Here is a 23826-nt window from a genome sequence, read left to right as displayed (position 1 = left end):
AAGAAGCGGTTCGCGCAGACCACGATGACCCAGGTCCACCGGGTCAACCAGTGAGCGGCGACGGACTGGCCGGCCTCGACCCGCAGCGTCAGGGCTGGGTGGCGGAGGCGTGGAAGCATGTCACCGAGGAGCGGCTGCGCGAGCTGATCGTGGGCCTGGTCGGTGTCCCGAGCCCGACCGGTGACGAGCGGCCGCTCGCCGAGCACATCGCGGGGACGCTGGAATCGGTCGGTCTGCGCTCGGTGTGTCAGCCGCTCGACGCGCGGCAGGCCAACGCCTGGGCGCGCCTCGAAGGCGACGGCACCGGACCCGACCTGATGCTGTACGCGCCCATCGACACCTTCACCGTGGGTGACGAGAGCGAGGACGTGCCGTGGATCGGGCCGAAGCTGCGCGAGGACATGCGCCCCGAGGCCACCGTCTACGACGACCTGGTGACAGGGCTCGGCGCCTCCAACCCCAAGGGCCACGCGGCCTGCGTGATGATGGCCGCCGAGGCCATCGCGCTGGCCGGTGTGCCGCTGACCGGTGACCTGGTCGCCGCGTTCGGCGCGGGCGGCATGCCCACCAATGCCCGTCCCGGCAGCGACCGGCTCAACACCGGTCAGGGCGTGGGCTGTTCGTTCCTCCTGGAACAAGGCGTGTGGACGGACTACGCGGTCATCGCCAAGCCGGGGTGGACGGTCTCGTGGGACGAGGTCGGCCTGGTGTGGTTCGAGGTGACGGTGCACGGCACCCACACCTACGTGGGTTCCCGCCACCGGCTCCCGTACGACAACGCGATCAGCCGCGCCGGCGATGTCGTACGGCACCTGGAGGAGTGGTTCACCGAGTACGCGAAGCGGCACACCGGCGGCACCGTCGCACCGCAGGGCGTCGTCTCGTCGGTGCGCGGCGGCTGGCCCCGCCTGGCCGCGGCGACCCCCGCGGCCTGCACCCTCCGCGTCGACCTGCGGGTCGCACCGGAGACCACGCCGATGCAGGCGAAGCGTGAATTCACCGCCGCGCTGCAGGAATTGAAGGACTCGATGCCGGGGCTCGACGCCACGGTGGAGATGATCCTGGCCATCCCGGGGACGTCCACCAGCCGGGAGAGCTGGGTGTTCCGCAGCGCCGTCGCCGGGTGGGAGGCCCTTGAGGGGCGCCCGCACGAGGTCGTGACCGGGAACAGTGGTGCAACCGACGCGAACATCCTGCGCGGGCGCGGCATCCCGACGGTCCGTGTCGGCATGCCGAAGGTGTCCGAGGCACCCTTCGACATCGACTTCACGCGCGGCATGAACACCGTCTCCGTACAGGAGATGCAGAGACTGACCCGCCATCTGATCCGCACGGCGGTCGACACCGTCACCCGTTCCCGCGAGGAATGCGACTCCCCCACGGCACTGGAAGGAGCAACGGCATGAGCGAGATCGTGCTCGGCGTGGGTGCCTCCCACAGCACGCTGATGAACACGCACTGGGAGGAGACCATCCACAAGGACCGGGCCGAACGGTTCCGCGACGCGCTCGGCGCGGCCCGCGACGAACTGGCCAGGACCCGGCCCGACACCGTCGTCCTGATCGGCTCGAACCACTTCCGCGGGTTCTGGCTCGACTTGATCCCGCCGTTCACGCTCGGCGTCGGGGAGTGCATCGCGAGCGGCGAGTCCGGGACACCGAAGGGCCCGCAGCCGGTGGATGTGCCGCTCGCGCAGCACATCGCCGAATCGCTGGTGGAAAGCGGGCGCTTCGACCCCGCGTTCTCCGCCCGCCTCCAGATCGACCACGGTCAGTCCCACGCGATCCAGTACCTGCTCGACGGCTTGGACGTGGAGATCGTGCCGCTGGTGGTGAACGTGTTCGCGCACCCGCTGCCGACGCTGGAGCGGTGCGAGGAGCTGGGGCACGCCATCCGCGAGGCCGTGCTCGCCTTCCCCGGTGACCGGCGGGTCGCGGTGGTCGGCTCGGGCGGGCTCTCGCACCGGCTGCCGTGGCCGGACTGGCGCGAGCCGCACGGCGACGACGAGGAGTTCATGGTCGGTGCGTGGCTCGACGGCCGCAACAACTGGCAGGACTACGACGCCCGGCGCCGCGAGATCATCCGGGCCGCGGAGGCCTCCCTCACGCCGGAGTTCGACGACGAGTTCCTGACCATGCTGGAACGCGGCGAGGCCCACCGCCTCACCGAGTACACGACCGAGGAACTGGAGAAGGCGGCGGGCAACGGCGCGCAGGAGCTGCGCACTTGGCTGCTGATGGCGGCCGCCCTGGACCATGCGCCCGCTCGGCGTCTGGCGTACGAGCCGATGCCCGAGTGGCTCACCGGCATGGGGGTCGCGGTCATCGACCCGGCAGCCGCGGACGCGGGGCGGTCGACAGCGGGGCAGTCGGCATGAGCGCGGCGGCCGGAGCACTGCCGGCCGATCGCCGGCCGACCGCGACACCACCTGCCGGATTCGTCCTCTCGTCCGTGCGCTCCGACAGCGAGCCGGAGCCCGAGGCCGGAATGGACGGAGCCTCCACCGAAGGGGCCGAGGCCGCCGGGGCCGACCCCATGAACTCCGTTCTGGGGAAGGTCCGTCCGATCCTGGAGGCCTTTACCTCCGACGACTCCGCCCTCTCCCTGGCCGAGCTGGTGCGCCGGTCGGGGGCGGCGAAGGCCACGGTGCACCGGCTGGCCCAAGAGCTCGTCACCTGGGGGCTGTTGGAGCGTGAGGGGTGCGACTACCGGCTCGGGCTGCGGCTGTTCGAGCTGGGGCAGCGGGTGCACCGGCAGCGCATCCTGCGCGAGGCGGTGCAGCCGTACATGGAGGACCTGCTCCTGATCACCCGGGAGACCATCCACTTCGCCATCCACGACAGCCTGGACGTCGTCTACCTGGACAAGATCTTCCCGCACCGGGGCCTGAACGCCGAGTCCCGGATCGCGGGCCGGCTCCCGCTGTACTGCACGGGCACCGGCAAGGCGATCCTCGCGCACTCGCCGCCCTCGCTCTTCGTCGACGTGGTGCGCAACGGCCTCAAGCCGATCACCCGGCACACGGTGGTGTCACCGGGCCGGCTGCGCACCCAGCTCGACCGGATCCGGGACGAGGGCATCGCCCTGGAGTCCGAGGAGATCAGACTCGGTTACGCGAGCCTGGCCGTGCCGGTGTTCGCCGGGCGCACCACACTGGTGGGCGCGCTGTCCATCACGGCACCCACGTACCGGATGGACGCGGCAGGGCACGCAACTGCCTTGCGGACAGCGGCACTTGGCATCGGTCGGTCACTGGCCTAGCAGCGACACACCACGAGTACGAAAGGGCCCGCCGAAACGGCGGGCCCTTCGCCATTCCCCACCTGGGCCGAGTACCGTCCCGGTCACCGGAACGACTCCATAGGGAGAACCACCCCCTCGTTCCTACGCTCATCACCATGAGCCAACTCACCGACGACACCGACGTCCTGATCATCGGCGCCGGTCCGGCGGGCCTGTACGGCGCGTACTACGCCGGGTTCCGCGGTCTGACCGTCACCGTCATGGACGTACTGCCGCAGCTCGGGGGGCAGATCAGCGCGATGTACCCCGAGAAGCCGATCTTCGACATCGCCGGCTTCCTCTCCGTACGCGGACGCGACCTGGTGGACGGTCTCGTCGCACAGGCCGAGCCGTACTCCCCGCGCTATCTCCTCGGCCACCGGGCGGAAGGGCTGACGCACGACGCCGACGGGCTGCCCGTCGTGACCAGCGACCGGGGGGCGACGGTGCGGGCCAGGGCCGTCGTCGTCACGGGCGGCGTGGGGACGTTCACGCCGCGCCCGCTGCCCGCCGGGGAGGAGTTCCTCGGGCGGGGCCTGGAGTATTTCGTGCCGGACCCGTCCGTGCACGCGGACCGGGACACGGTCGTCGTCGGCGGCGGTGACAGCGCCTTCGACTGGGCGGCCCTGTTCGCCCCGATCGCCCGCTCGGTCACCCTCGTGCACCGCACCGCCCGCTTCCGCGCCCACGCGGCGTCCGTCGAGAAGGTCCGCGACCTCGGCGTGGAGATCGTCACCGACAGCGAGGTGAGCCGGCTCATCGGCGCCGACCGGGTCGAGCAGGCCGAGATCCGGCACCGCACGACCAAGGAGACCCGCCTCGTCCCAGCCGGCACCGTCGTCGCCGCGCTCGGCTTCCTCGCCGACCTGGGCCCGTTGCAGCACTGGGGGCTCGACCTCCAGGCGCGGAAGATCACCGTCGACACCCACATGGCCACCAACCTGCCGCGCGTGTTCGCCGCCGGTGACATCACCGACTACCCCGGCAAGGTCCGTCTGATCTCGGTCGGCTTCGGCGAGGCCGCCACCGCCGTCAACAACGCGGCCACCGTCATCGACCCGGAGGCTGCCCTGTTCCCCGGGCACTCCACCGAGAAGGAGCACTGAACACACCATGGCGTACGTCATCGGCTCGTCCTGCGTCGACATCATGGACCGGTCCTGCATGGAGGAGTGCCCGGTCGACTGCATCTACGAGGGTGAGCGCAAACTGTACATCAACCCCATGGAGTGCATCGACTGCGGGGCCTGCGAAGTGGCCTGCCCGGAGCAGGCGATCACCGTCGACCGCAAGGCCGATCCCGACTTCCGCGAGGACAACAAGCGCTTCTTCGTGGAGATACTGCCGGGCCGCGACGCCGCGCTCGGCTCCCCCGGCGGTGCGACACCCCTCGGCCCGGTGGGCGTCGACACGGAGCTGGTGAGCGCCCGTTGAGCGCCGCCGCCCCACGAATGACGGACACGACGTACGCGAACACGGGCACGGACACGGACACGGACGACACGGACACACTGCGGAAAGGCTATGTCCCCAGTCGTTTCGGCCAGTTGCACTACGTGGAGTCCGGCAGCGGCGAGCCCGTGCTGCTGCTCCACCAGACACCCCGCTCCTGGACGGAGTACCTCGACGTACTCCCCCTGGTCGGCGCCCGGTACCGGGCGATCGCCATGGACACCCTCGGCTACGGGGCGTCCGCCAAGCCCGAAGGTCCGCACACCATCGACCGGTTCGCGGACGCTGTGTGCGAGCTCGTCGAGCAACTCGGCCTCGAACGGCTGCACTTGGTCGGGCACCACACGGGCGGGGTGATCGCGGTCGAGGTGGCGGCGCGCCTGCAAGACCGGGTGGCGAGCCTGTTGCTGTCCGGGACGTCGTTCGTCGACGACGAGAAGCGGCGCGCCTCGGCCGCGGGGCACCGGGTCGACCATGTCGACCCGAAACCCGACGGCTCGCACCTGCAAGAGCTGTGGGACCGGCGCAGCGGCTTCTACCGGCCGGGAGAGGAGGCGTCCCTCACCCGCTACGTCATCGACGCGCTGACCGTCCTCGACCGTGTCGAGGAGGGCCATCGGGCCATCCCCGGCTACGACATGGAGGGGCGACTGCCCCTCGTCACCGCCCGCACCCTCGCCGTCTGCGCGCCGGACGACCACTACTCGCGGCCCTCCCTAGCGAAGTTCGCCGCCGCGCTGGGCTGCGAGACACGGGTGCTGTCCGGCGGTCATGTGGCGGCGCCGGAGCAGGTGCCGCAGGAGTTCGCCGACACCGTCGTGGACTGGGCCGGCCGCGGCTGACGCTCCGGGGTCGCTGCCACCATGGCGGCGACCCCGGAGCGGTGTGGCAGACCGTACTCAGCTACAGGAGATCAGGTGCGGGTCCAGCGTTGGTTGCTGCCGTTCGAGCAGGAGTAGAGCTGGATCTGGGTGCCGTTGGCGGTGCCGGCCCCGACGGCGTCGAGACAGCGGCCGGACTGGACTCCGACGATGGAACCGTCGGAGTTGAGGCGCCATTTCTGGTTGTCGGCGCCCGAGCATCCGTAGATCTGGACCTTGGCGCCGTTGGCGGTGCCGGCGGCGTCCAGGCACTTGTTGCCGTAGACCTTGAGCTCACCGGAGGCGGTGGCGGTCCACTGCTGGTTGGTGCCACCCGAGCAGTCCCACAGTTGGACCTGGGTGCCGTCGGTGGTGCTGGAGTTCGGCACGTCCAGGCAGCGGCCCGAGGCGACCCCCTTGATCTGTCCGCCGTCCGTGGGCGGCGTGGTGGTGGAGCCGCCGTTGAGTGCGTTGAGGACGGCGGTGTACGCGGGCTTCTTGCTGCCGTCGCCGTTGAAGAGCAGCGGCGTGTCCGACGCCCGCCAGGAGTCGGTGTCGCGCACACCCCAGACGGTGATGCCGAGGCAGCGCGGGACGGCCAGGCAGTCGTTGGTCACGTTGGCGAAGGTCGTGGACGAGGCACCCTGGATGTCGAGTTCGGTGACGGCCACGTCGACGCCGAGGGCGGCGAAGTTCTGCAGGGTGGTGCGGAAGTTGCTGTTGTAGGGGCTGCCGCTGTTGAAGTGCGACTGGAAGCCGACGCAGTCGATGGGCACACCGCGCTGCTTGAAGTCCTTGACCATGTTGTACATGGCCTGGGTCTTCGCCCAGGTCCAGTTCTCGACGTTGTAGTCGTTGTAGCAGAGCTTGGCGGACGGGTCGGCGGCGCGCGCGGTGCGGAAGGCGTCCTCGATCCAGTCGTTGCCGGTGCGCTGGAGGTTGGAGTCGCGGCGGGCACCCGAACTGCCGTCCGCGAAGGCCTCGTTCACGACGTCCCACTGGGCGATCTTGCCCTTGTAGTGGGCCATCACGCCCTTGATGTGGTCGTTCATCGCTTGGCGCAGCGCGCTGCCGCTGAGGCTCTGCATCCAGCTGGGCTGCTGGGAGTACCAGGCCAAGGTGTGGCCGCGCACCTGCTTGCCGTTCTGCACGGCCCAGTTGAAGACGCGGTCGGCGGCGGTGAAGTTGAACTGGCCGCGCTGCGGTTCGGTGGCGTCGATCTTCATCTCGTTCTCGGCCGTCACCGAGTTGAACTCGCGGTTCGCGATCGACGTGTACGCCGAGTCGCCCAGCTTGCCGGAGGCGATGGCGGTGCCGAAGTAGCGGCCGCTCTGCGCCGCGGCGGCGCCGAGCGTGCTCTCGGCGGCGTGTGCGGCCGGCGGCGCGACCAGTGCGGCGGCCGCGCTGAGGGCGATGACGACCAGCGATAACAGCAGGCCGCGGAGCCTTCGATGGACGACGGGTCTGGAAACGACGTACGGGCCCATGCGGGTGCCTCCTAGGGGGAAATCACGGAAGGACTGACGTGTGGTTCGCGATCTCGAACAATGCCCGGGGCTTCAGACACGGATGATTGAGGTGTTGCCGGTGCATCGTCAATACGCAACACAGAAGAAGTTTCCGTTCCACGCCTGAAAGCTTCCGGAAACGCAACGAGCCGCTGTTTGTGGACAGTTCGGCTCCAGGCCTTGACCGGGGAGCCACGCATTCCTAGCTTGTGGCGTCACGGATTCCGGGAATACTCCGAAAACTTTTCGGAACTCCTGACCCTCAAACCGGACGTGTCCTCACCCTCGATCCCCCTCAAGGAGTCCCTCTGATGTGGTTCCGCCAACCGTCCCCGGTCCGCCTGAGACGCTTACTCGCGGTCCTCGCGCCCCTCCTCCTCGTGGCCGGCTTCCTCGGCGCCCAGCCCGCCGCCGCGGCGACCGTCGACCCCAACGCCTCGTACGTGCTGGTGAACCGCAACAGCGGCAAAGCCCTGGACGTCTACAACATGGCGACCAGCGACGGCGCCCGCATCACCCAGTGGGCCAGAAACGATCAGAGCCAGCAGCAGTGGCAGTTCGTCGATTCCGGGGACGGCTACTACCGCGTCAAGTCCCGCCTCTCGGGCAAGGTGCTGGACATCCACAACTGGTCCACCGCGAACGGCGGTTCGGTCGTCCAGTGGACCGACCTGAACGCCACGAATCAGCAGTGGCGGCTGGCCGACAGCTCGGACGGCTACGTGCGGCTCATCTCGCGCCACAGCAACAAGGCCCTCGAAGTGCAAGGCGCCTCCACCGCCGACGGCGCGAACATCGTCCAGTACGACGACTGGGGCGGCACCAACCAGCAGTGGAAGCTCGTGAAGACCGGCGGCGACACCCCCGGCGCCTGCGATCTCCCGGCGGCGTACAACTGGACGTCCACCGGCGCGCTGGCGCAGCCCAAGTCGGGTTGGGCCTCGCTCAAGGACTTCACCGTCGCCCCGTACAACGGCAAGCAGCTCGTCTACGCGACGACGCACGACACGGGGACGAAGTGGGGGTCGATGAACTTCAGCCCGTTCACCAACTGGTCGGACATGGCCTCGGCCGGCCAGAACGCCATGTCCTCCGCCACCGTCGCACCCTCGCTGTTCTACTTCGCGCCGAAGAACATCTGGGTGCTCACCTACCAGTGGGGCGGGAGCGCCTTCTCGTACCGGACGTCGAGCGACCCCACCAACCCGAACGGCTGGTCGTCCGAGCACGTGCTCTTCTCCGGAAGCATCACCGGCTCCGGGACAGGACCCATCGACCAGACGATCATCGGCGACGGGACGAACATGTACCTGTTCTTCGCCGGTGACAACGGCAAGATCTACCGGGCCAGCATGCCGATCGGGAACTTCCCGGGCAGCTTCGGCTCGTCGTACACAACGGTCATGAGCGACACGACGAACAACCTGTTCGAGGCCCCGCAGGTCTACAAGCTCCAGGGCCAGAACCGCTACCTCATGATGGTCGAGGCGATCGGCTCCCAGGGCCGCTACTTCCGCTCGTTCACCGCCACCAGCCTCAACGGCTCGTGGACACCGCAGGCCGCGACCGAGAGCAACCCCTTCGCGGGCAAGGCCAACAGCGGCGCCACCTGGACCAACGACATCAGCCACGGCGAACTGCTCCGCACGAGCGCCGATCAGACCATGACCGTCGATCCCTGCAATCTGCAGTTGCTCTACCAGGGGCGCAGCCCCAACTCCGGTGGCGACTACGGCCTCCTGCCCTACCGTCCGGGGCTGCTGACACTGCGGCGCTGACGGCACGGCGGGTCCGGCTACTTGAGACCGACGCCCACTCCAGGACCGAGCGGCAGGTCGAACCCGTAGAAGATCGCGAGGATCGCCAGCCACGCCACTATGAACGGCAGCACGAAGATGGCCAGCCGTGAGATGAGGGTGCCGAGCCGGGCCTCGGGTTCGTAGCGCTGGAGCAGGGCCAGGAGCAGGAACACGTACGGGTTCATCGGTGTGATGACCGCGGTCGCCGAGTCCCCGATGCGGAACGCCGCCTGGCTCAGCGCGGGGTTCATCCCAAGCAGCATGAACGCGGGGACGAAGACCGGCCCGATCAGGGACCACAGCGCCGAGCCGGAGATGACCACCAGATTGAGACACGAGACGAGGAGGACGAAGGCCACCAGGGCGCCGAAGCCGGTCAGTCCGATGGACTCCAGGAGGGCCGCGGCCTTCACGGCGAGCAGGACGCCCAGGTTCGACCAGTTGAACACCGCGATGACCTGCGCGGCGACGAACATCATGACGACGTAGCCCGCCATGTTCTTCACCGAGTCGGTCATCGCGGTGATGACACCTTCCGAGCCGGTCAGTGTCTTCACCGTGAAGCCGTAGACCGTGCCCGCGAGCAGGAACGCGCCGAACAACACCGGGACGATTCCACTGAGCAGCGGCGACGGCACCAGCGCCCCGCCTTCGCCGCGCAGTGGCGCGCCGCCAGGCAGCCACAGGGACAGCACCACGGCCGCATACGCGAGGACGGCCAGCGCGCTGAGCAGGAGGCCGCGGCGCTGGGCCGGGGTCAGTCGGATGTCGTCGTCCTCCGGGGCTTCGTCACCCAACTCGTAGGCGGGCAGGCGCGGTTCGAGGACCCGACTGATCAGGAAGCCGCCGAGCAGGCCGAGGACGAGGCTGCTGGAGGCGGTGAAGAAGTAGTTGGCGAGGATGTTGACATCGACGTGGTGCGAGTCGGGCAGGACGCCGACGGCCTGCTGGGTGATGCCCGTGTAGAGGGCGTCGAGCGAACCGATCGTGAACCCGGCCGCGTATCCCGCGGTGACACAGGCGAAGCCACCGATCAGGCCCGCCGCCGGATGCCGGCCCGCGCTCTTGAAGACGACGGCGGCCAGCGGCGGCAGCACGATGGCCGCCACGTCGCTCATCATGTGCGCCTGGCAGGCGACCAGCGCCACCAGGTACGGCAGGAAGGCGCGCGGGGCGCGGGCCAGGGTGGCGCGCATCGCGGTCTCCAGCAGGCCCGCCCTCTCCGCGACACCCACCGCCATGATCATGAGGAGCACGGCGGCGATCGGCGGGAACGCGGCGAAGTTGGTGACAAGGTTCTCCACCAGCCAGCGCACACCTTCGCCGGTGAGCAGGCCGGTGATGTGCTTGGTGTCGTCCGTGCCCGGCACGGTGACGGACACGTCGCGGAGGGCGAGCGCGGTGGACACCACGGCCACCACCGCGAACAGCGCGGTGAACAGGACGACGGGGTGGGGCAGGGCGTTTCCGGCCCGCTCGATCAAGGACAGCACCCGGTCGACGCCACGCGGCTTGTCCTTCCCGGACCCTGTCCCCTGCCCTCCGGAAGCTGACAACTCAGCCACTGGAGACTTCATGGCCGCCTCCCACCCGCACACGCGGTGCCGTCGACGAGACTCAGCAGGTCCTTGCGGACGATGCCGTCCTGCACGACGCAGACGACGTTGCCGGGGTCACCCAGCACACCGATGTCGGCGAGCGGGTCGCCGTCGCACAGCACCAGATCGGCGAGACGCCCCGCCGTCACGCTGCCCAACTGGTCATCCACGCCCAGCAGTTCGGCCGATGTCCGCGTACCGGCGACGATCGCGTCCATCGGAGCCATGCCGAGGTCGACCAGATAGCTCAGCTCCATCAGGTTCACACCGTGCGGGCCGACGGCGGCGTCCGTGCCGAGCGCGATCCGCGAGCCGCGCTCGATGGCGTGGGCGATGTTCTCCTTGGTCAGCCCGGACCAGCGGGTCTTCTTCTGGTAGTGGTAGTCCGGCATCGTGTCCTTGTTGATGCCCGCGTACACGGTGGACAGCGTCGGCACGACGAAGATGTCCCGCTCCCCCGCCAGGTCGATCGCCCGGTCGTCGATGCCGTAGCCGTGCTCGATGCTGGTGACACCGCCGCGGATCGCGTTGAGGATGCCCGCGTTGCCCTGCGCGTGCGCGGCGACGGGCCGGTCCCCGTGCCGCCGGGCCTCGTCGACGACGGCGCGGATCTCCTCCTCGTAGAGGCCCTCGTCGTCCGGGTCGTCGTACGGGCTGCCCATGCCGCCGGTGGCACACACCTTCACCAGGTCGGCGCCCGCCCGGATCACGCGGCGCACGGCGAGCCGTGCCTCGTCGGTGGTGTCGGCGAGCACGGACATGCCGTCGCTCAGGTCGGTGCCGTCCGGCAGGCGTACGTCGCCGTGGCCGCCGGTGTGGCTGATGACCCGGACGGCGGTCTGGAGGCGCGGGCCGACGATCCGCCCGGTCTCGACGGCCGTACGGTAACCGGCCGACAGGCCCGCCAGGTCGCGGGCCGTGGTGACACCCGCGTCGAGGGTCTCGCGCAGCCGTGTGGCGGTGTCCAGGGTGACGAGGACCGGGTCGAGTTCGGCGCGGCGTCCGGGGTGGGCGCCGTGGGCGTAGGACATGTGGACGTGGCAGTCGAAGAAGCCGGGCAGCAGGGTGCGTCCGCCGGCGTCGACGGTGCGCGTCGTGGCGTCCGCGGCGGGTTCGTGGCTCGGGGGAGCTTCCGCGGCGGGTCCTGCGTAGGTGATGATTCCTGTGGCGTCGACGAGGACGACGGCGTCGTCCACCGGAGGGTTGCCGGTGCCGTCGACCAGCCGGGCGTTGTGGATCCGCAGCGGGGTCCTGGGCGTGTGCGGTGTGGTGGCGAGCGTCATGGCGTGCTGTCACTCCTGTGCGGTACGGAGGGCCCTGGAACTCGGCTGTGGCTGGGCCCTGTTGAAGGGGAGTGTGGGATGCACACGTCATCGCGGTGTGACGACGCAGGGTTCGTACGGGATTCGCGTGACACGCGCAGGAAGGTGCCACCCATGGAGTCGCAGGAATGTGCCGGGCGGCAGGGGAACGGTGCCGGGACCGGCACATCGACCGGACCCGACACATCCGGCGGGCCGGACACACCCACCACACCGGTCGAGCTGGACGAACTCGACCGAGGCGTCGTGCACGCCCTGCAGGTCCATCCGCGGGCGCCGTGGAAGCTGGTCGGTGAGGTGCTCGGGGTCGATCCGGTGACGGCGGCGCGGCGTTGGCGCCGGCTCGAGGAGGCAGGGCTCGCCTGGGTGACCGCGTACCCGCGCCTCACCGACGCCCGGATCGTGGTCACGGGTGTCATCGAGGTGGACACGGAACCGGGCGCCGCCGAGGACGTGGCTCAGGCCCTCGCGGCGGACCCCGAGGTACCGAACATCAAACTGACGGCGGGCGGCCGCGACGTGGTGACGTCCGTGCAGACCCGCACCCTGGACGAGCTGTCCCGCCTCTCCGCGAGCCTGTTCCGGCCGATCGCGGGCGTACGGTCGACCCGCACACATGTGTCGACGGGCTTGCCCACCGATGGCAGCCGGTGGCGGCTGCGCAGCCTGGACGCGCGGCAGACCGCACACCTGGAGCAGGCGGCAACACCGCCCACGCCCATGGGTGCCACTCCCCCTCCCCGCTGGGACGGCCTCGACTCACGGCTGCTCGAACTCCTCAGCCTGGACGGCCGGATGACACTGCGCGAACTGGCGGCGTCGAGCGACGCCACCCTCACGACGGTACGCCGACGGGTCGCGGCCCTCCTCGCCTCACGCCTCCTGCTCCGCTGCGACCTGGCACGCCCACTGTCCGGCTGGCCACTCTCGGCCGTGTACTTCGCGTCCGTCCCGGGTCAGTACCTGGAGGAGACGAGCCGGGTGCTGTCCCAGGTGCCGGAGGTGCGCTCCTGCGCGATCACGGCGGGCCCGCACAACCTGGTCGTCGACGTGTGGCTGCGCACCCTGCACGACGTCCACACCTTCGAGGCCCACCTCTCCCGCAAACTCCCCCGCCTGACCGTCGCGGACCGCTCCGTGGTGCTGCGCACGGTCAAACACATGGGGCGGCTACTCGACCGCGACGGGCGGAGCGTGGGGGTGGTGCCGTTGCGGCATCCGGAGGGGTGAGAGTGCTGCCCCGCCGGATGCCGCGGGCCGTGTTACCGCTCCCTCTCCCGCGCCACATCCGCGGAGAAGTCGCCCCAGTCGTCCCCGCACCGGAAGTTGCCCGCTTCCGTGGTCGGGCCGGAACCGTCGTAGCGGGCCACCCGAGGGTAAGGACACAGGGGGCGCCTCATCGCCACGCCGCTCTCCGGACGGTCCGCCACGTATTTGGTGGCAAGCATCTTCTGTGGGGCGTCACCCCGCTCGACCCAGTCCCTGACAGCGGACAGTGCGTCGAAGGAGTTCGGGCCCGGCCCGCCTGTCACATGTCCGCCGCCGGGAACCATGAACAGCCGGTAGAACTCCTGGACATCCCGGAGGGACGAGCGGACATCAGAGCCGCCCTTGTCGAGCAGGACCCGGTTGTAGTACTCGATGGGCAGCGTCGCCGCCTGATAGTCGTCGGTCCACCCCTGGGTCATGATGAGCTTGCCTCCGCGGGCCGCGAACCTGGAGAGGTCCGTGCGTGTCGCGTCGATCTTCGGGGCCAGCTTCTTCTCGACCAGTGCGGCGTCCTCGTCGAAGTCGAAGGTGCGCCAGTCCCAGCCCGGGTCGTCGAAGACGGCCCGCCCGAACAACGCCTGCGGGTAGGACGTCAGTTGCAGGTTCTCCGCCGCGTAGTGCCAGGCGGATTCGCTGCCGTGGGAGAACCCCGGATACAGCTGTTCGCCGGTCCGCTGGTTGGTGACCGGGGCGTACACCCGTCGAGCCGTCGCGACCTGCTCGGTGGTCAGACACCCGCTGGTCTCGTCGGCCCGGCACCTCAGTCGCTCGACGTTGAATCCGCAGTCGCGCGGATCATTGAGGACCGGATCTCCCCGGACTCCGTCGCGGCCGGAGCACGCCGCCAGTACCGCTGAGTCGAGCAGCTTGCGCTCGTCGTCGCGGAGGATCCCGCCAGGGCTCTTCGCGATGTGTTGCGAGGTCCACAGGACCGCCATCATCACGTGGCTGTAGTCCATCCCGGGGCTCTTCGAAACGATGCCGTCGTAGTCATCGGGGTAGTACTGAGCCTCGATCATGCCCTGTCGGCCACCGGTGGAACCGCCCACGAAGTAGGAGTACTTCGGGCCCGTGCCGTAGTGCGCGGCCAGGATCTTCTTGGCCCGCACCGTCATCAGGTGGATCGACGTCCGGCCCCACATCTCCAGCTGGGTCGCGTTGCTGATCCAGGAGTTCGCCGTGTCGGAGGCCGAGTGTCCGGTGTCCGTGGAGACGGTCGCGTACCCCGCGGAGAGGGCGGGGGCCATCGCCGAGTAGCTGATCTTCCCGGCGAAGCCGCCGTTGCCCACTCCCTGGAGTCTCTGGTTCCAGCCGGCGACAGGCATCCAGACCTCGAACTTGAGGCTCGGAGCAACCGTCGCCGTCACCCGGCAGAAAGCGGGCAGGTTCCGGTACGTCTCACCATCGGGGGCTCTGTAGTCGCCGCCCGGTACGCGCTGCGCCGACGATATTTCGGTGTCCGGCAAGGTGAGCTTCGTGAGAGTGGCGCATGAACTGGAGCGCTGCTGGGACCCGTTGACCGCAGCGGCGCTGGAGACCCCTGACACGGGAAGAATCAGCAGAGCGCAGCCCATCATCGCCACCCATAGGCGCGAAAACCGCACTGGCCACGTCGATCGTCGCAGAAGTGCCATTGACCCTCTTTACGGTTGTCAATCATCTGACGGCGGTGGCTGTCCACCTGAGTCAAGACGCGATGATTGCGAACACCTGGAAGGCCCTCAAAGCACTCAGTCCGGTGACCGGACCGGCCTTTTCCTACGTCAGTTGGCGCGGTCCGACCAGCCCTCGGGGAGGTCGCCGGGCGCGATGGAGACCACGTTCTCGTCGTCCTCGCCGACGTACTCGAACAGCGTGATGTGCGCGAACTCCGGGACCTCGAAGATCGGGTAGGTCGGCCCGGCGTCCCGGTAGGCGCGCATCTCGTCGAGGTGGTCGTTCTGGAAGAGGACCGTGCGCTCTCCGTGCTCCTTGATCCAGTGCGGGAAGAAGATCACGCCGTGCAGCACCCGCTCGGCGGGGACGACGTTGACGCTCACCGACGTCCCGGTCGGCTCGGTCCACGACACCTTGTAGACACCCTCGGTGAGGCGCACGAGGTCGATCTTCTGGTCCTTGACCCAGCGCCCGCCGACGTGGCCGGTGTGGATGCGGTAGTCGATGGTCGAGGCGTTCTTCACGTACATCTCGTACTGCCAGCCGTTGGCGTACGTGTAGATGAAGCGGTGGCCGACGATCCCGGAGAGGTCCTGCGGCGGGACGGGGCTCTCGACGGTGGTGGGTCGGACGGGGGCGTGGGTGGTGACTGCCATGGTGCTTCCACTTCTTTCTGCGTTCTCGGGCGCCGTCCTCCGGACCTCTGGGCCCGCGGCGCCACAATTCGAGTTTGCCACAAAACTGTTTTGATGCAAAACATGAAGCCCGGGCAGACCTCTCCGAGCAGACAGAATGGCCCCATGGACACCACCGACGCGGACCAGGCGGCCGCCACCGAACTCAGCCGACTCCTCGGCCCACTGCGGCGCGCCGTACTGCGCGCCACCCGCAACGCCGCTGATCTGCCCGACCTCCCGGAGGCCCAGATCGAGCTGCTGCGCGTACTGGCCGACGGGCCGCTGCCCGCCCGCGAGGCCGCCGCCCGGCTGCGCGTCGCCCCCTCCACCGTGAGCAACCTGGTCAAGACCATGGGCGCGGCCGAACTCATCGAGCGCCGCTCCCGCCCGGGCGACGCCCGGACCGTGCTGCTCGCCGCCACCTCGACCGCCACGGACCTGCTCAATCGCTACGACCACGCCAGCGCGGGCGCGCTCGCCCGCGGCATCGGGAACCTCCCGCCGCGAGAGCGGACGGCGATTCGCGCCGCGCTCCCCGCCCTCTCCCATCTCGCCGCCGAGCTCAAGGACGACTGAGCGGCCGAACGGTCATCGCCGGCGGGAACGGGCGCCTCCCTCTTCCCGCCGACTCGATCTCTCGGTATGTTCCGCGATGACGATGCCGACCAGTCGGTATGTACAGGTACAGCCGGGCACTTGAGCTACGGACACCCGGCCCGAGAAGCCGGAGGTTCCATGGCCGAGCAGGCGACACCGCGGATCGGCGGGCACTGCGACGCACGCTTCGAAGGCGTCCGCGCCGCTTTTGCCGACAACTTCCGTGAGCGCGGCGAACTGGGAGCCGCCGTCACCGTCCTCCTCGACGGTGAACCGGTCGTCGACCTGTGGGGCGGCTGGGCCGACGCCGCGCACACCCGCCCGTGGCAGCGGGACACCCTCGTCAACGTGTGGTCGACGACCAAGGGGGCCACGGCGCTGTGCGCGCACATCCTGGCCGACCGCGGCCTGCTCGACCTGGACGCGCCGGTCGCCTCCTACTGGCCGGAGTTCGCCGCGGCGGGCAAGCAGAACGTCCTCGTACGTCATCTGCTGTCGCACCGCGCGGGCCTGGCCGGTCTGCGCGAACCGCACACCCTGGAGCAGCTCTACGACTGGGAGTTGACCACCGCACGCCTCGCGGCCACCGAGCCCTGGTGGGAGCCCGGCACTCGCTCCGGCTACCACGCCATCACGTACGGCTTCCTGGTCGGTGAGGTGATACGGCGCATCACCGGACAGCTCCCCTCCGCATTCCTGCGCGAGGAGGTCACCGGGCCGCTCGACGTGGACTTCTTCATCCGCTTCCCGGAGGGAGAGACCCGGCAACCCGCCGAGCTGGTGCACCCGTTGGCCGCGGCCGGAAGCGAACAGGAGGCCGCCTTCAGCCAGTTGGAGCCGGTCGCGCTCGCCGCTCTGGCCAACCCGCTCGCCGGCGCCGCCGAGGCCAACACCCCCGAGTGGCGCGCCGCCGAGATCCCCGCCGCCGGTGGCCACGCCTCGGCCCAGGGGGTCGCCGCGCTGTACGGGCTGTTCACCGGGCACGAACGCCCGGACGGTCGCCGGGTGTTGTCGGCGCAGGCCGCGGAACGCGTACGTGAGGGCCAGGGCAGTTGCCGGGACCTGGTGCTGGGCGCCGGTTTCGCGCACGACACCGAGATCGGCCTGGGCCTCTGGCTGAGCGGCGCGAACGGCTCGTACGGGCCCAACCCGCGCGCCTTCGGCCACGACGGCTTCGGCGGCTCCTTCGGCCTCGCCGACCCCGAAGCGGGCATCAGCATCGGCTACGTCATGAACCACATGGGCACACACATCGCCGACGACCCCAGGAAGATGGCTCTGGTCGACGCCGTGTACAAGGCGGGCACGGCCTCCGCCTGAGGTCCATCACGGCCTCCGCCCGAGGCCCACTCCAACGCTCAGGTGTCACCGTTCCGTGTCGGGGCCGAAGAGTGTGGCGAGTGCGCGGTCGACGACTGAGTCCACGTCCTCGTTGCCCGCCGGCACGAGCGCGTACGTGCGCAGCAGGAAGCGGCGGAGGGCCGAGGTGTCGAACTGGAGGACGGCCATCCCCTGAGGCGAGTGCAGCTCGACGACGGTGCGCGCACGGCCGCACGGCCATACGTGAACGTCCCCGGTCCCGGTCGGCAGGCGCAGGCCGTCGTCGAGGAGGGCGCGGGCGAAGGCCCACGTCACGTCGGCCCCGGCCAGCGTCGCCTCGGCGGGAAACACCAACTGAAGGGCGAGCGGATCGGCGGATTCATAACGGAGGGTGACGTTGACACTGCGTTCGGGGCCCTGACCCTCGGCGACGACGAGGCGGGCGCGGGCGGGCTGTTCGAGCGTGACGGGCAGCGTGGTCGGCATGGCAGGTCCCTTTCTCCACTGCGTGTTCCAGGTGACCGTTCGACGCGACAGCGGGGCGAGTCATTACGGCGTTTCCGGAAAAGACCGTTGTGACCTGTGCCACTCACCCCTCCATAATCCGACATTTGTGAATTACGGTTTCAAACTCCCCGCCCGATCCGCAGTCGGGCGGAGCACCGCCGACGTCGGACGGAACGGAAGACTCCTGCCATGACCGACGGCCCAGCCGCCGCGCCGATACCCCCTGCCGCCACGGAAGGCGGCCTCAGCCCCGCCGCGTACGCGCGGATCTACGAGGCGGAGCAGCCTCGCCTCGTCGCGTACGCCCGCTCGCTGACCCGCAGCCCCTGGCTCGCCGACGATCTCGTCGCCGAGGCACACTTCCGGGTCTGGCGGCGCCTGGCCGCCGGGCATGACATCGACAACGTCGCGGCATACCTGACGACGACCGTGCGGCACCTGGCCGCCTCGGCGGGGCGCGGGGCGGCGCGCGAGACACCCCTCGACCCGCACGCCGGCGTCGAGCCGGTACAGGTGTCGAACGGCTCTCCCGGTTCATACGGCTCGTACGGTTCCGGGGGCTACGGCGACCAGGACCCGGCCACCCGCGCCTCCGCCGTGGACCTGCTGTCCCAGGTCCTCGGGCAGCTGCCGAAGCGGTGGGTGAAGGCCCTGTGGCTCGCCGAGGCCGAGGGGCAGCCGCTGGAGGCGGTGGGCCGGGGCATCGGCGCGGGCAGCGGGGCCACGGCCGTGCTGCTGCACCGGGCACGTGAAGGCATGCGGCAGGCGTTCCTGCGGGCGCATCCGGGGACCCCGGACGACCCGGCGTGCGAGAGCCACTGGGACCGGATGCCCGCACACGTACGTGGCAGCGCGTCCGCGCGTCAGTCGGAGAAGCTCCTCGCGCACGTCGACGACTGCGACGACTGCCGGGCGCGGCTCACGGTCCTGCTGCGCGCCAACGACCGGCTGCCGGCCCTGGTGGGTCCGGCGCTCCTGATCTTCGTGCTCGGCGGGGCCGGGAAGTTCCTGGTGCCGCTCGCCGCCGGAGCCGGGGCCGGAGCCACCGGCGCCGCGGCGGGCGGGCACGGGTCGGGTTCCGGCCTGCTGCACGGCGTGAAGCACGCGCTGACCGGCGGCGCGAAGGCGCAGGGCGCCGTGGCCGGGGTGCTCGGGGTCTCGGTGGCGGGAGCCGCCGTCGCGGCCGGGCTCATGCTCACCGGGAACGACGACACGGTGCCGCCGCAGCGGTCGGCGGCGGTGCAGAGCGAGTCACCCACCGGGCGTGACAGCGCTCCGTCGAGTCCGCCCTCGGACCCCTCAACCTCCGCTTCACGTACGCATGTTGCTCCGCAGGGCGGGTCGCAACGCGCGGCCGAACCCGACACCGAACCCGACACGGAGGCGGCACCGGGCGGCTCCGCGGACAAGGATGCGCCGACCGCACCCACCGCGTCGTCCGCGCCGTCGGACCCCGGGACGCCGAGCGCCCCGGCCACTCCGACCACTCCCCCGGATCCGCCCGCAGCCGAGCGGGCAGCGCCGGAGGAGCCCAAGGCCGTCGAGCCGTCGTCCGACGACACGACGCCTACGGCACCGGCCACGCCGGCCACGCCGACGCCCACGCCCACACAGACTCCGCCCACCGAGCCGTCCACCCCGGCGGAGCCCACGCCCACCACGGAACCCACGGAACCGGCTGAGCCCACCGAGCCCGCCGAACCCACAGTCCCCGCTCAGCCCACCGAACCCACCACTCCCCCGGAGCCCAGCACCCCCACTCCCACCCCCACCTGCACCCGCTGGCTCGGCCCGATCTACATCTGCCGCGTCGGCTGAGGCTGCCCCCGCTCCCGCAGGGCGAGGTACGTGACGGCCGACTCCGCCAGTGTGCGTACGGCCGGGTGCCAAGGTCGCTCCTGCGGGCCGGTCAGTACGAGGCGGCGGGAGGTCGCCGGCTCCAGGGGCAGCAGGACCAGGTCGGCCGGAATCAGCGAGCGCGAGACCTCGGACAGGACCGTGACGCCGATCCCGGCCTGCACCATGCTGATCAGCGTCGCGAGATCCCGTACCCGGTGGGTCGGATCGAAGCGCAGCCCGGCCCGGGTGTGGATCGTACGGATCCGGGACTCGCAGCCGTTCGGCGAGATCAGGAACGGGTCGTCCTCCAGGTCGCGGATGTCCACACGCTCCTCGCCGGCGAGGGGATGGTCGCGGGGCAGGAGCGCCCGGTAGCCGTCGTCGGCCAGCTGGACGCCGGGGCCCGGTGGCGGGTCGATCAGGACGGCGGCGTCCGCGGTCCCGTTCCCCAGCCAGCCCGCGATTTCGGCGCTGTCACCCTCGAAGATCCGTACGGTGACGCGGGGTTGGTCCTCGCGCCAGTGCCTGAGCAGGCTCGGTATCAGCCCCTGACACACCGTCGGCGTCGCGGCCAGGCGCACGGTGCCGGTCATGGACTCGGCCGCCTCGGCCGCGATCTGCTCGACGGACCGGGCCGCGGCCAGCGCGGTACGGGCGTGCGGCAGCACCTGCTCGCCGAGCACGGTGGTCCGCGCCGGAGTGGCGCGGATGAGCAACGGCGCGGTCAACTCGCGTTCCAGCGAGGCGACGGCGTGCGACACGGCCGACTGGGTCATGCCCAGCTCGGCGGCGGCCGCGCTGAAGCCGCCCGTGTCGACGACCGCGAGGAAGGCGCGGAGTTGGGGCAGGTTCAGCGGCATGCGAGGGCCTCATATCGCTATGACATCTATGCGTTGGATCAATGGTGCCAGGTCGGGCGAGGCTTCTTCCGTGCCGCCGATACCGGCGGCGTTCAGCCGAGTACGCACGTCATCAGGCCCGTACGCCGATGCCGATGTACCGATACGCCGAGGAGAGCCATGCCCTACATCCGTGTCACCGTGACCGACCCCACCCTTCCCGCCGAGACCCGACACACTCTGGCGGAGGGCCTGACCGACCTGGCGGTCTCGGCCCTGGGCAAGGACCGCTCGCGAACCATCGTCCAGATCGACGCGGTCGAACCCGGCACCTACTACGTGGGTGGCAGCCCCCTGGCCGGCGGGGCACGCGACGCCCACGTCGAGGTCAGCATCACCCTGGGCTCGAACAGCGCGGCGGAGAAGGCAGCGTTCATCGCCCGGGCCGACGAACTCCTCACCGACACCCTGGGCACCCTCGCCCGGTCCGGTGTCGCGCTGCACGAACTGCCGCCGGAGAGCTACGGCTACCACGGGGTGACCCAGTTCGACCTCTACCGAGATGTATCGGCCCCGCGTCGACGCCTCTGAACCGTTGCCCGGTACCCGCCCCCCGCCTCACCCCTCCGGCGTCCACACCGTCGGCCAGTCCAGCCCCCGCAGGTGCGCGTCGAGGCCGCCGTCGCAGTACATCAACGTACCGACGCAGTAACCGGAATTGGCGGACAGCAGGAAGAGGACGAGCTCCGCGACCTCCTCCGGTGTGCCCGCCCGCCCCGCCGGGACGGACTTCAGGAACCTCTCGATGCCTGCCGCGATCCGCGGGTCCTTGCGGCCGGCCCGGGTCATCGGGGTGTCGATGAATCCCGGCGCGACGGCGTTGAGGCGGATGCCGTCCGCGATGTAGTCGGCGGCGCGGGTGCGGGTGTAGTGGGCGATCGCGGCCTTGGTGGCCGGGTATGTGAGCACGCCGCCCTCGTCGCCCAGGGACTCGGCGAGAGCACGTGCCGCCTCCTCGTCGCCCGCGAGGCACGCCTCGGCGAGCCGCGGATTCCAACCGGGCTGCGTGGTGGTGGAGTTGGAGGAGGCAAGGACCACGGAGGACTCGCCTGCGGCCGTCAGGGCCGGGCGCAGTTCTTCCAACAGGCCGATGGATCCGTAGTAGTTGACGGAGACCAACAGGCTGGCCGACCGGTCCGCGCCGCCGGTGACCCCGGCGAACGGCACGAATCCGTCGAGCCGCCCGTCGGCGAGCCCGGTGACCTCGGCCGCCGCGGCGCTCCGCCCCTCCGCGGTGCCGAGGTCGGCCGCCACGTCCGTGCCGCGCAGGTCGACGCCGATGACACGATGCCCCTGTTCCGTGAGCCGGGCGGCGATGGCGGCACCTATACCGGAGGCGGCTCCGGTGACGGCGATGGTTCCCATGTCGGTCTCCTCTGAGCGGTTCGGTGCGTACGTGGACTGGGGTGGGGTGGGCGTCGGCCATGGTCTCAGGCGCGGCACCCGTGATCGAGCCGCTCGCGCACCTCCGCCCCGCCCACACGTAGATTGACCGGACGGGCCACCACCAGGCGAGCAGCCGGACGGCAGCCCGAAACCACCGGAGACCGGGGAAGGAGAAAGGCACCTTGAGCGACGACGCGCCCAGCGGTGTCCTGGCCAAGGCCCTCACCGTGCTGCAGGCCTTCACCGTCGAGGACACCACCCTCGGGTTCGCCGAGTTGCAGCGGCGCACGGACTTCGCCAAGAGCACCCTGCACCGGGTCCTCGGTGATCTCGTGGCGGCCCGGCTCCTGGACCGCGTCCAGGGGCGCTATCGCCTGTCCGGGCTCGTCTTCGAGCTGGGGATGCGTGCCTCGGTCGAGCGCGGGCTGCTCGAAGTGGCCACCCCCTTCCTGGAGGACCTCTTCGTACGCACCCATGAACTCGTCCACCTGGGCACGCGCGAGGGCACCGAGGTCGTCTACGTCGCCAAGATGGGCGGCCATCAGCAGGCCGACTCGCCCTCGCGGCTCGGCGGGCGAATGCCCCTGCACGCGACGGCGATCGGCAAGATGCTGCTGGCCCACTCCCCGGCCGAGGTGCGCGAGGCCACGCTGCGCGGGCCGTTGGAGCGCAAGGCACCCCGGACCATCACCAACGTCGACGTACTGACACGGCAGTTGTCCGAGGTCGTCACCAAGGGTGTCGCCTTCGAGTACGAGGAGTCGGCGGTCGGCATCGTGTGTGTCGCGGCCGGGATCTACGGACCGGCCGACGAGATCGTGGCGGCGGTCAGCGTCACGGGCCCGGTGCACCGCTTCCAGCCCGCCCGGCACGCCAACAGCGTGCGCGCGGCCGCGGCCGGGATCTCGGCGACGCTCGGCCGCCGCGAGGAACTGCGCAAGCACTGAACCGCGCGCGAGTTCCGCCAGACGGAACTCATTGCTGGGCCCGGGGCGATCCCGTTGTCCAAGCTGAGGACATGAACGAGACTTCCCCCGGCACCGACCTCGGCGACGACGCCGTGTCGCAGGCCGCGCAGCGGCTGCTGCGCGCCGCCGCCGACCATGTGCCCTGTCCCCCGGTGCGCGACCTGATCGGCAGCGACGACGTGAAGGCGGCCTACGCCGTCCAGGAGCTGCTCACCGCGCACCGCCTCGAAGCGGGCGGCCGCGTCACCGGCCGCAAGATCGGGCTGACCTCGCCCGCCGTGCAGGAGCAACTGGGCGTGGACCAGCCGGACTTCGGGGTGTTGTTCGCCGACATGAGTGTCGAGGACGGCGCCTCGGTGCCGGTCGGCGGGCTGCTCCAGCCCAAGGTCGAGGCGGAGATCGCGTTCGTCCTGGGCGCGGATCTCGCCGACGGCCCCCTCGACGACGCGCAGATCCGCGCCGCCGTGGCGCACGCGGTCCCCGCCCTGGAGATCGTGGACAGCCGGATCGCCGACTGGGACATCACCTTCGGTGACACCGTCGCCGACAACGGCTCCTCCGCGCTGTACGTCATCGGGGACCCGGCCAAGCCGCTCACCGAGTTCGAGCCCGTCGAGGCCGAGATGACCATGAAGCGGCACGAGGAGGCGGTGTCCGCCGGCAACGGCGCGGCCTGCCTGGGCGACCCGCTCACCGCGCTCGGCTGGCTCGCCCGGACCGCCCGCGACGTCGGCGACCCGCTGCGCGCCGGCCAGGTCGTGCTGTCCGGCGCGCTCGGCCCGATGGTGCCCGCCACGGCCGGCGACGTCTTCACCGCCGACATCAGCGGACTCGGCTCGGTGTCCGTCCGCTTCCACGCCACCGGCCCCGGCCACGAAGGAGCCTGA

The 23826-nt window shown here is 70.3% G+C and carries 22 protein-coding genes; 14 read left to right on the top strand and 8 right to left on the bottom strand.

Annotated features, from left to right (window positions below; translation table 11 throughout):
• The first annotated feature begins 50 nt into the window (after nt 1-50).
• The 6 genes from ACYSUO_RS06350 (at nt 51) to ACYSUO_RS06325 (ending at nt 5576) form a co-directional block, all read left to right on the top strand.
• Nucleotides 51-1406 (top strand): M20 family metallopeptidase, encoded by a 1356-nt coding sequence (locus ACYSUO_RS06350; RefSeq protein WP_461775003.1) that lies wholly within the window; start codon nt 51-53, stop codon nt 1404-1406.
• Nucleotides 1403-2377 carry a DODA-type extradiol aromatic ring-opening family dioxygenase gene (locus ACYSUO_RS06345; protein WP_461775002.1) on the top strand — a complete coding sequence of 325 codons (975 nt, stop codon included), beginning with the start codon at nt 1403-1405 and terminating at the stop codon, nt 2375-2377. The genes ACYSUO_RS06350 and ACYSUO_RS06345 overlap by 4 nt, the downstream gene beginning before the upstream one ends.
• Nucleotides 2374-3261, top strand: coding sequence for an IclR family transcriptional regulator (locus tag ACYSUO_RS06340; protein ID WP_461775001.1), 888 nt, complete (start codon nt 2374-2376; stop codon nt 3259-3261). Before ACYSUO_RS06345 ends, ACYSUO_RS06340 begins: the two co-directional genes overlap by 4 nt.
• Nucleotides 3262-3398: 137 nt before the next feature.
• Nucleotides 3399-4388: an NAD(P)/FAD-dependent oxidoreductase gene (locus tag ACYSUO_RS06335; RefSeq protein ID WP_461775000.1), complete on the top strand. Its 990-nt coding sequence runs from the start codon at nt 3399-3401 to the stop codon at nt 4386-4388.
• Between the two features lie 7 nt (nt 4389-4395).
• A complete protein-coding gene (fdxA, locus tag ACYSUO_RS06330; RefSeq protein ID WP_328630973.1) occupies nt 4396-4716 on the top strand; it encodes a ferredoxin in 321 nt (106 codons plus the stop codon).
• A 17-nt stretch (nt 4717-4733) separates the two neighbouring features.
• Nucleotides 4734-5576 carry an alpha/beta fold hydrolase gene (locus ACYSUO_RS06325; RefSeq protein ID WP_461774999.1) on the top strand — a complete coding sequence of 281 codons (843 nt, stop codon included), beginning with the start codon at nt 4734-4736 and terminating at the stop codon, nt 5574-5576.
• A gap of 71 nt (nt 5577-5647) precedes the next feature.
• Here ACYSUO_RS06325 and ACYSUO_RS06320 read toward each other — a convergent pair whose 3' ends face one another.
• Nucleotides 5648-7081, bottom strand: a complete 1434-nt coding sequence (locus tag ACYSUO_RS06320) for an endo-1,4-beta-xylanase (RefSeq protein ID WP_461774998.1) — start codon at nt 7079-7081, stop codon at nt 5648-5650.
• A 332-nt stretch (nt 7082-7413) separates the two neighbouring features.
• Here ACYSUO_RS06320 and ACYSUO_RS06315 point away from each other — a divergent pair, with 332 nt between their 5' ends.
• Nucleotides 7414-8880 carry a non-reducing end alpha-L-arabinofuranosidase family hydrolase gene (locus ACYSUO_RS06315; protein ID WP_461774997.1) on the top strand — a complete coding sequence of 489 codons (1467 nt, stop codon included), beginning with the start codon at nt 7414-7416 and terminating at the stop codon, nt 8878-8880.
• Between the two features lie 17 nt (nt 8881-8897).
• Here the strand turns inward: ACYSUO_RS06315 and ACYSUO_RS06310 are convergent, their stop codons facing one another.
• Entirely contained in the window at nt 8898-10466 is a 1569-nt protein-coding gene (locus tag ACYSUO_RS06310) for an AbgT family transporter (RefSeq protein WP_461775171.1), read from the bottom strand.
• 8 nt (nt 10467-10474) lie between these two features.
• Nucleotides 10475-11782 carry a metal-dependent hydrolase family protein gene (locus ACYSUO_RS06305; RefSeq protein ID WP_461774996.1) on the bottom strand — a complete coding sequence of 436 codons (1308 nt, stop codon included), beginning with the start codon at nt 11780-11782 and terminating at the stop codon, nt 10475-10477.
• 153 nt (nt 11783-11935) lie between these two features.
• On the opposite strand from ACYSUO_RS06305, the gene ACYSUO_RS06300 reads away from it, so the two are divergent.
• Nucleotides 11936-13051 carry an Lrp/AsnC family transcriptional regulator gene (locus ACYSUO_RS06300; RefSeq protein WP_461774995.1) on the top strand — a complete coding sequence of 372 codons (1116 nt, stop codon included), beginning with the start codon at nt 11936-11938 and terminating at the stop codon, nt 13049-13051.
• A 32-nt stretch (nt 13052-13083) separates the two neighbouring features.
• Here ACYSUO_RS06300 and ACYSUO_RS06295 read toward each other — a convergent pair whose 3' ends face one another.
• Nucleotides 13084-14556 (bottom strand): tannase/feruloyl esterase family alpha/beta hydrolase, encoded by a 1473-nt coding sequence (locus ACYSUO_RS06295; protein ID WP_461774994.1) that lies wholly within the window; start codon nt 14554-14556, stop codon nt 13084-13086.
• A 297-nt stretch (nt 14557-14853) separates the two neighbouring features.
• Nucleotides 14854-15402: a phenolic acid decarboxylase gene (locus tag ACYSUO_RS06290; protein WP_461774993.1), complete on the bottom strand. Its 549-nt coding sequence runs from the start codon at nt 15400-15402 to the stop codon at nt 14854-14856.
• A 144-nt stretch (nt 15403-15546) separates the two neighbouring features.
• Between ACYSUO_RS06290 and ACYSUO_RS06285 the strand changes: the two genes are divergently transcribed.
• On the top strand, nt 15547-15999 hold the full coding sequence (locus ACYSUO_RS06285; RefSeq protein WP_461774992.1) for a MarR family winged helix-turn-helix transcriptional regulator: 453 nt from the start codon (nt 15547-15549) through the stop codon (nt 15997-15999).
• A 159-nt stretch (nt 16000-16158) separates the two neighbouring features.
• Nucleotides 16159-17340, top strand: a complete 1182-nt coding sequence (locus tag ACYSUO_RS06280) for a serine hydrolase domain-containing protein (protein ID WP_461774991.1) — start codon at nt 16159-16161, stop codon at nt 17338-17340.
• A 45-nt stretch (nt 17341-17385) separates the two neighbouring features.
• On the opposite strand, the gene ACYSUO_RS06275 is transcribed toward ACYSUO_RS06280, so the two are convergent.
• The gene (locus ACYSUO_RS06275) at nt 17386-17826 is read right to left on the bottom strand and encodes an SsgA family sporulation/cell division regulator (RefSeq protein WP_461774990.1); all 441 of its coding nucleotides are present in this window, start codon (nt 17824-17826) and stop codon (nt 17386-17388) included.
• 210 nt (nt 17827-18036) lie between these two features.
• On the opposite strand from ACYSUO_RS06275, the gene ACYSUO_RS06270 reads away from it, so the two are divergent.
• Nucleotides 18037-19665 carry a sigma factor gene (locus ACYSUO_RS06270; RefSeq protein WP_461774989.1) on the top strand — a complete coding sequence of 543 codons (1629 nt, stop codon included), beginning with the start codon at nt 18037-18039 and terminating at the stop codon, nt 19663-19665.
• On the opposite strand, the gene ACYSUO_RS06265 is transcribed toward ACYSUO_RS06270, so the two are convergent.
• Nucleotides 19644-20546 carry a LysR family transcriptional regulator gene (locus ACYSUO_RS06265; protein ID WP_461774988.1) on the bottom strand — a complete coding sequence of 301 codons (903 nt, stop codon included), beginning with the start codon at nt 20544-20546 and terminating at the stop codon, nt 19644-19646. The genes ACYSUO_RS06270 and ACYSUO_RS06265 overlap by 22 nt on opposite strands.
• 159 nt (nt 20547-20705) lie before the next feature.
• Here ACYSUO_RS06265 and ACYSUO_RS06260 point away from each other — a divergent pair, with 159 nt between their 5' ends.
• A complete protein-coding gene (locus tag ACYSUO_RS06260; RefSeq protein ID WP_461774987.1) occupies nt 20706-21116 on the top strand; it encodes a tautomerase family protein in 411 nt (136 codons plus the stop codon).
• Nucleotides 21117-21143: 27 nt separating this feature from the next.
• Here ACYSUO_RS06260 and ACYSUO_RS06255 read toward each other — a convergent pair whose 3' ends face one another.
• Entirely contained in the window at nt 21144-21950 is an 807-nt protein-coding gene (locus ACYSUO_RS06255; protein ID WP_461774986.1) for an SDR family oxidoreductase, read from the bottom strand.
• 203 nt (nt 21951-22153) lie between these two features.
• Here ACYSUO_RS06255 and ACYSUO_RS06250 point away from each other — a divergent pair, with 203 nt between their 5' ends.
• Both ACYSUO_RS06250 and ACYSUO_RS06245 read left to right on the top strand, forming a co-directional pair.
• The gene (locus tag ACYSUO_RS06250) at nt 22154-22918 is read left to right on the top strand and encodes an IclR family transcriptional regulator (RefSeq protein WP_461774985.1); all 765 of its coding nucleotides are present in this window, start codon (nt 22154-22156) and stop codon (nt 22916-22918) included.
• Nucleotides 22919-22989: 71 nt separating this feature from the next.
• Nucleotides 22990-23826 carry a 2-keto-4-pentenoate hydratase gene (locus tag ACYSUO_RS06245; RefSeq protein ID WP_461774984.1) on the top strand — a complete coding sequence of 279 codons (837 nt, stop codon included), beginning with the start codon at nt 22990-22992 and terminating at the stop codon, nt 23824-23826.

The sequence above is a fragment of the Streptomyces sp. UC4497 genome (assembly GCF_054871485.1).
This window is presented reverse-complemented; position numbering and strand designations above follow the sequence as displayed.

Coding starts and splice junctions, on each gene's coding strand:
- ACYSUO_RS06345 (WP_461775002.1), top strand. CDS start 1,403: ATGAGCGAGATCGTGCTCGGCGTGGGTGCCTCCCACAGCACGCTGATG.
- ACYSUO_RS06340 (WP_461775001.1), top strand. CDS start 2,374: ATGAGCGCGGCGGCCGGAGCACTGCCGGCCGATCGCCGGCCGACCGCG.
- ACYSUO_RS06335 (WP_461775000.1), top strand. CDS start 3,399: ATGAGCCAACTCACCGACGACACCGACGTCCTGATCATCGGCGCCGGT.
- fdxA (WP_328630973.1), top strand. CDS start 4,396: ATGGCGTACGTCATCGGCTCGTCCTGCGTCGACATCATGGACCGGTCC.
- ACYSUO_RS06325 (WP_461774999.1), top strand. CDS start 4,734: ATGACGGACACGACGTACGCGAACACGGGCACGGACACGGACACGGAC.
- ACYSUO_RS06320 (WP_461774998.1), bottom strand. CDS start 7,081: ATGGGCCCGTACGTCGTTTCCAGACCCGTCGTCCATCGAAGGCTCCGC.
- ACYSUO_RS06315 (WP_461774997.1), top strand. CDS start 7,414: ATGTGGTTCCGCCAACCGTCCCCGGTCCGCCTGAGACGCTTACTCGCG.
- ACYSUO_RS06305 (WP_461774996.1), bottom strand. CDS start 11,782: ATGACGCTCGCCACCACACCGCACACGCCCAGGACCCCGCTGCGGATC.
- ACYSUO_RS06300 (WP_461774995.1), top strand. CDS start 11,936: ATGGAGTCGCAGGAATGTGCCGGGCGGCAGGGGAACGGTGCCGGGACC.
- ACYSUO_RS06290 (WP_461774993.1), bottom strand. CDS start 15,402: ATGGCAGTCACCACCCACGCCCCCGTCCGACCCACCACCGTCGAGAGC.
- ACYSUO_RS06285 (WP_461774992.1), top strand. CDS start 15,547: ATGGACACCACCGACGCGGACCAGGCGGCCGCCACCGAACTCAGCCGA.
- ACYSUO_RS06280 (WP_461774991.1), top strand. CDS start 16,159: ATGGCCGAGCAGGCGACACCGCGGATCGGCGGGCACTGCGACGCACGC.
- ACYSUO_RS06275 (WP_461774990.1), bottom strand. CDS start 17,826: ATGCCGACCACGCTGCCCGTCACGCTCGAACAGCCCGCCCGCGCCCGC.
- ACYSUO_RS06270 (WP_461774989.1), top strand. CDS start 18,037: ATGACCGACGGCCCAGCCGCCGCGCCGATACCCCCTGCCGCCACGGAA.
- ACYSUO_RS06265 (WP_461774988.1), bottom strand. CDS start 20,546: ATGCCGCTGAACCTGCCCCAACTCCGCGCCTTCCTCGCGGTCGTCGAC.
- ACYSUO_RS06260 (WP_461774987.1), top strand. CDS start 20,706: ATGCCCTACATCCGTGTCACCGTGACCGACCCCACCCTTCCCGCCGAG.
- ACYSUO_RS06255 (WP_461774986.1), bottom strand. CDS start 21,950: ATGGGAACCATCGCCGTCACCGGAGCCGCCTCCGGTATAGGTGCCGCC.
- ACYSUO_RS06245 (WP_461774984.1), top strand. CDS start 22,990: ATGAACGAGACTTCCCCCGGCACCGACCTCGGCGACGACGCCGTGTCG.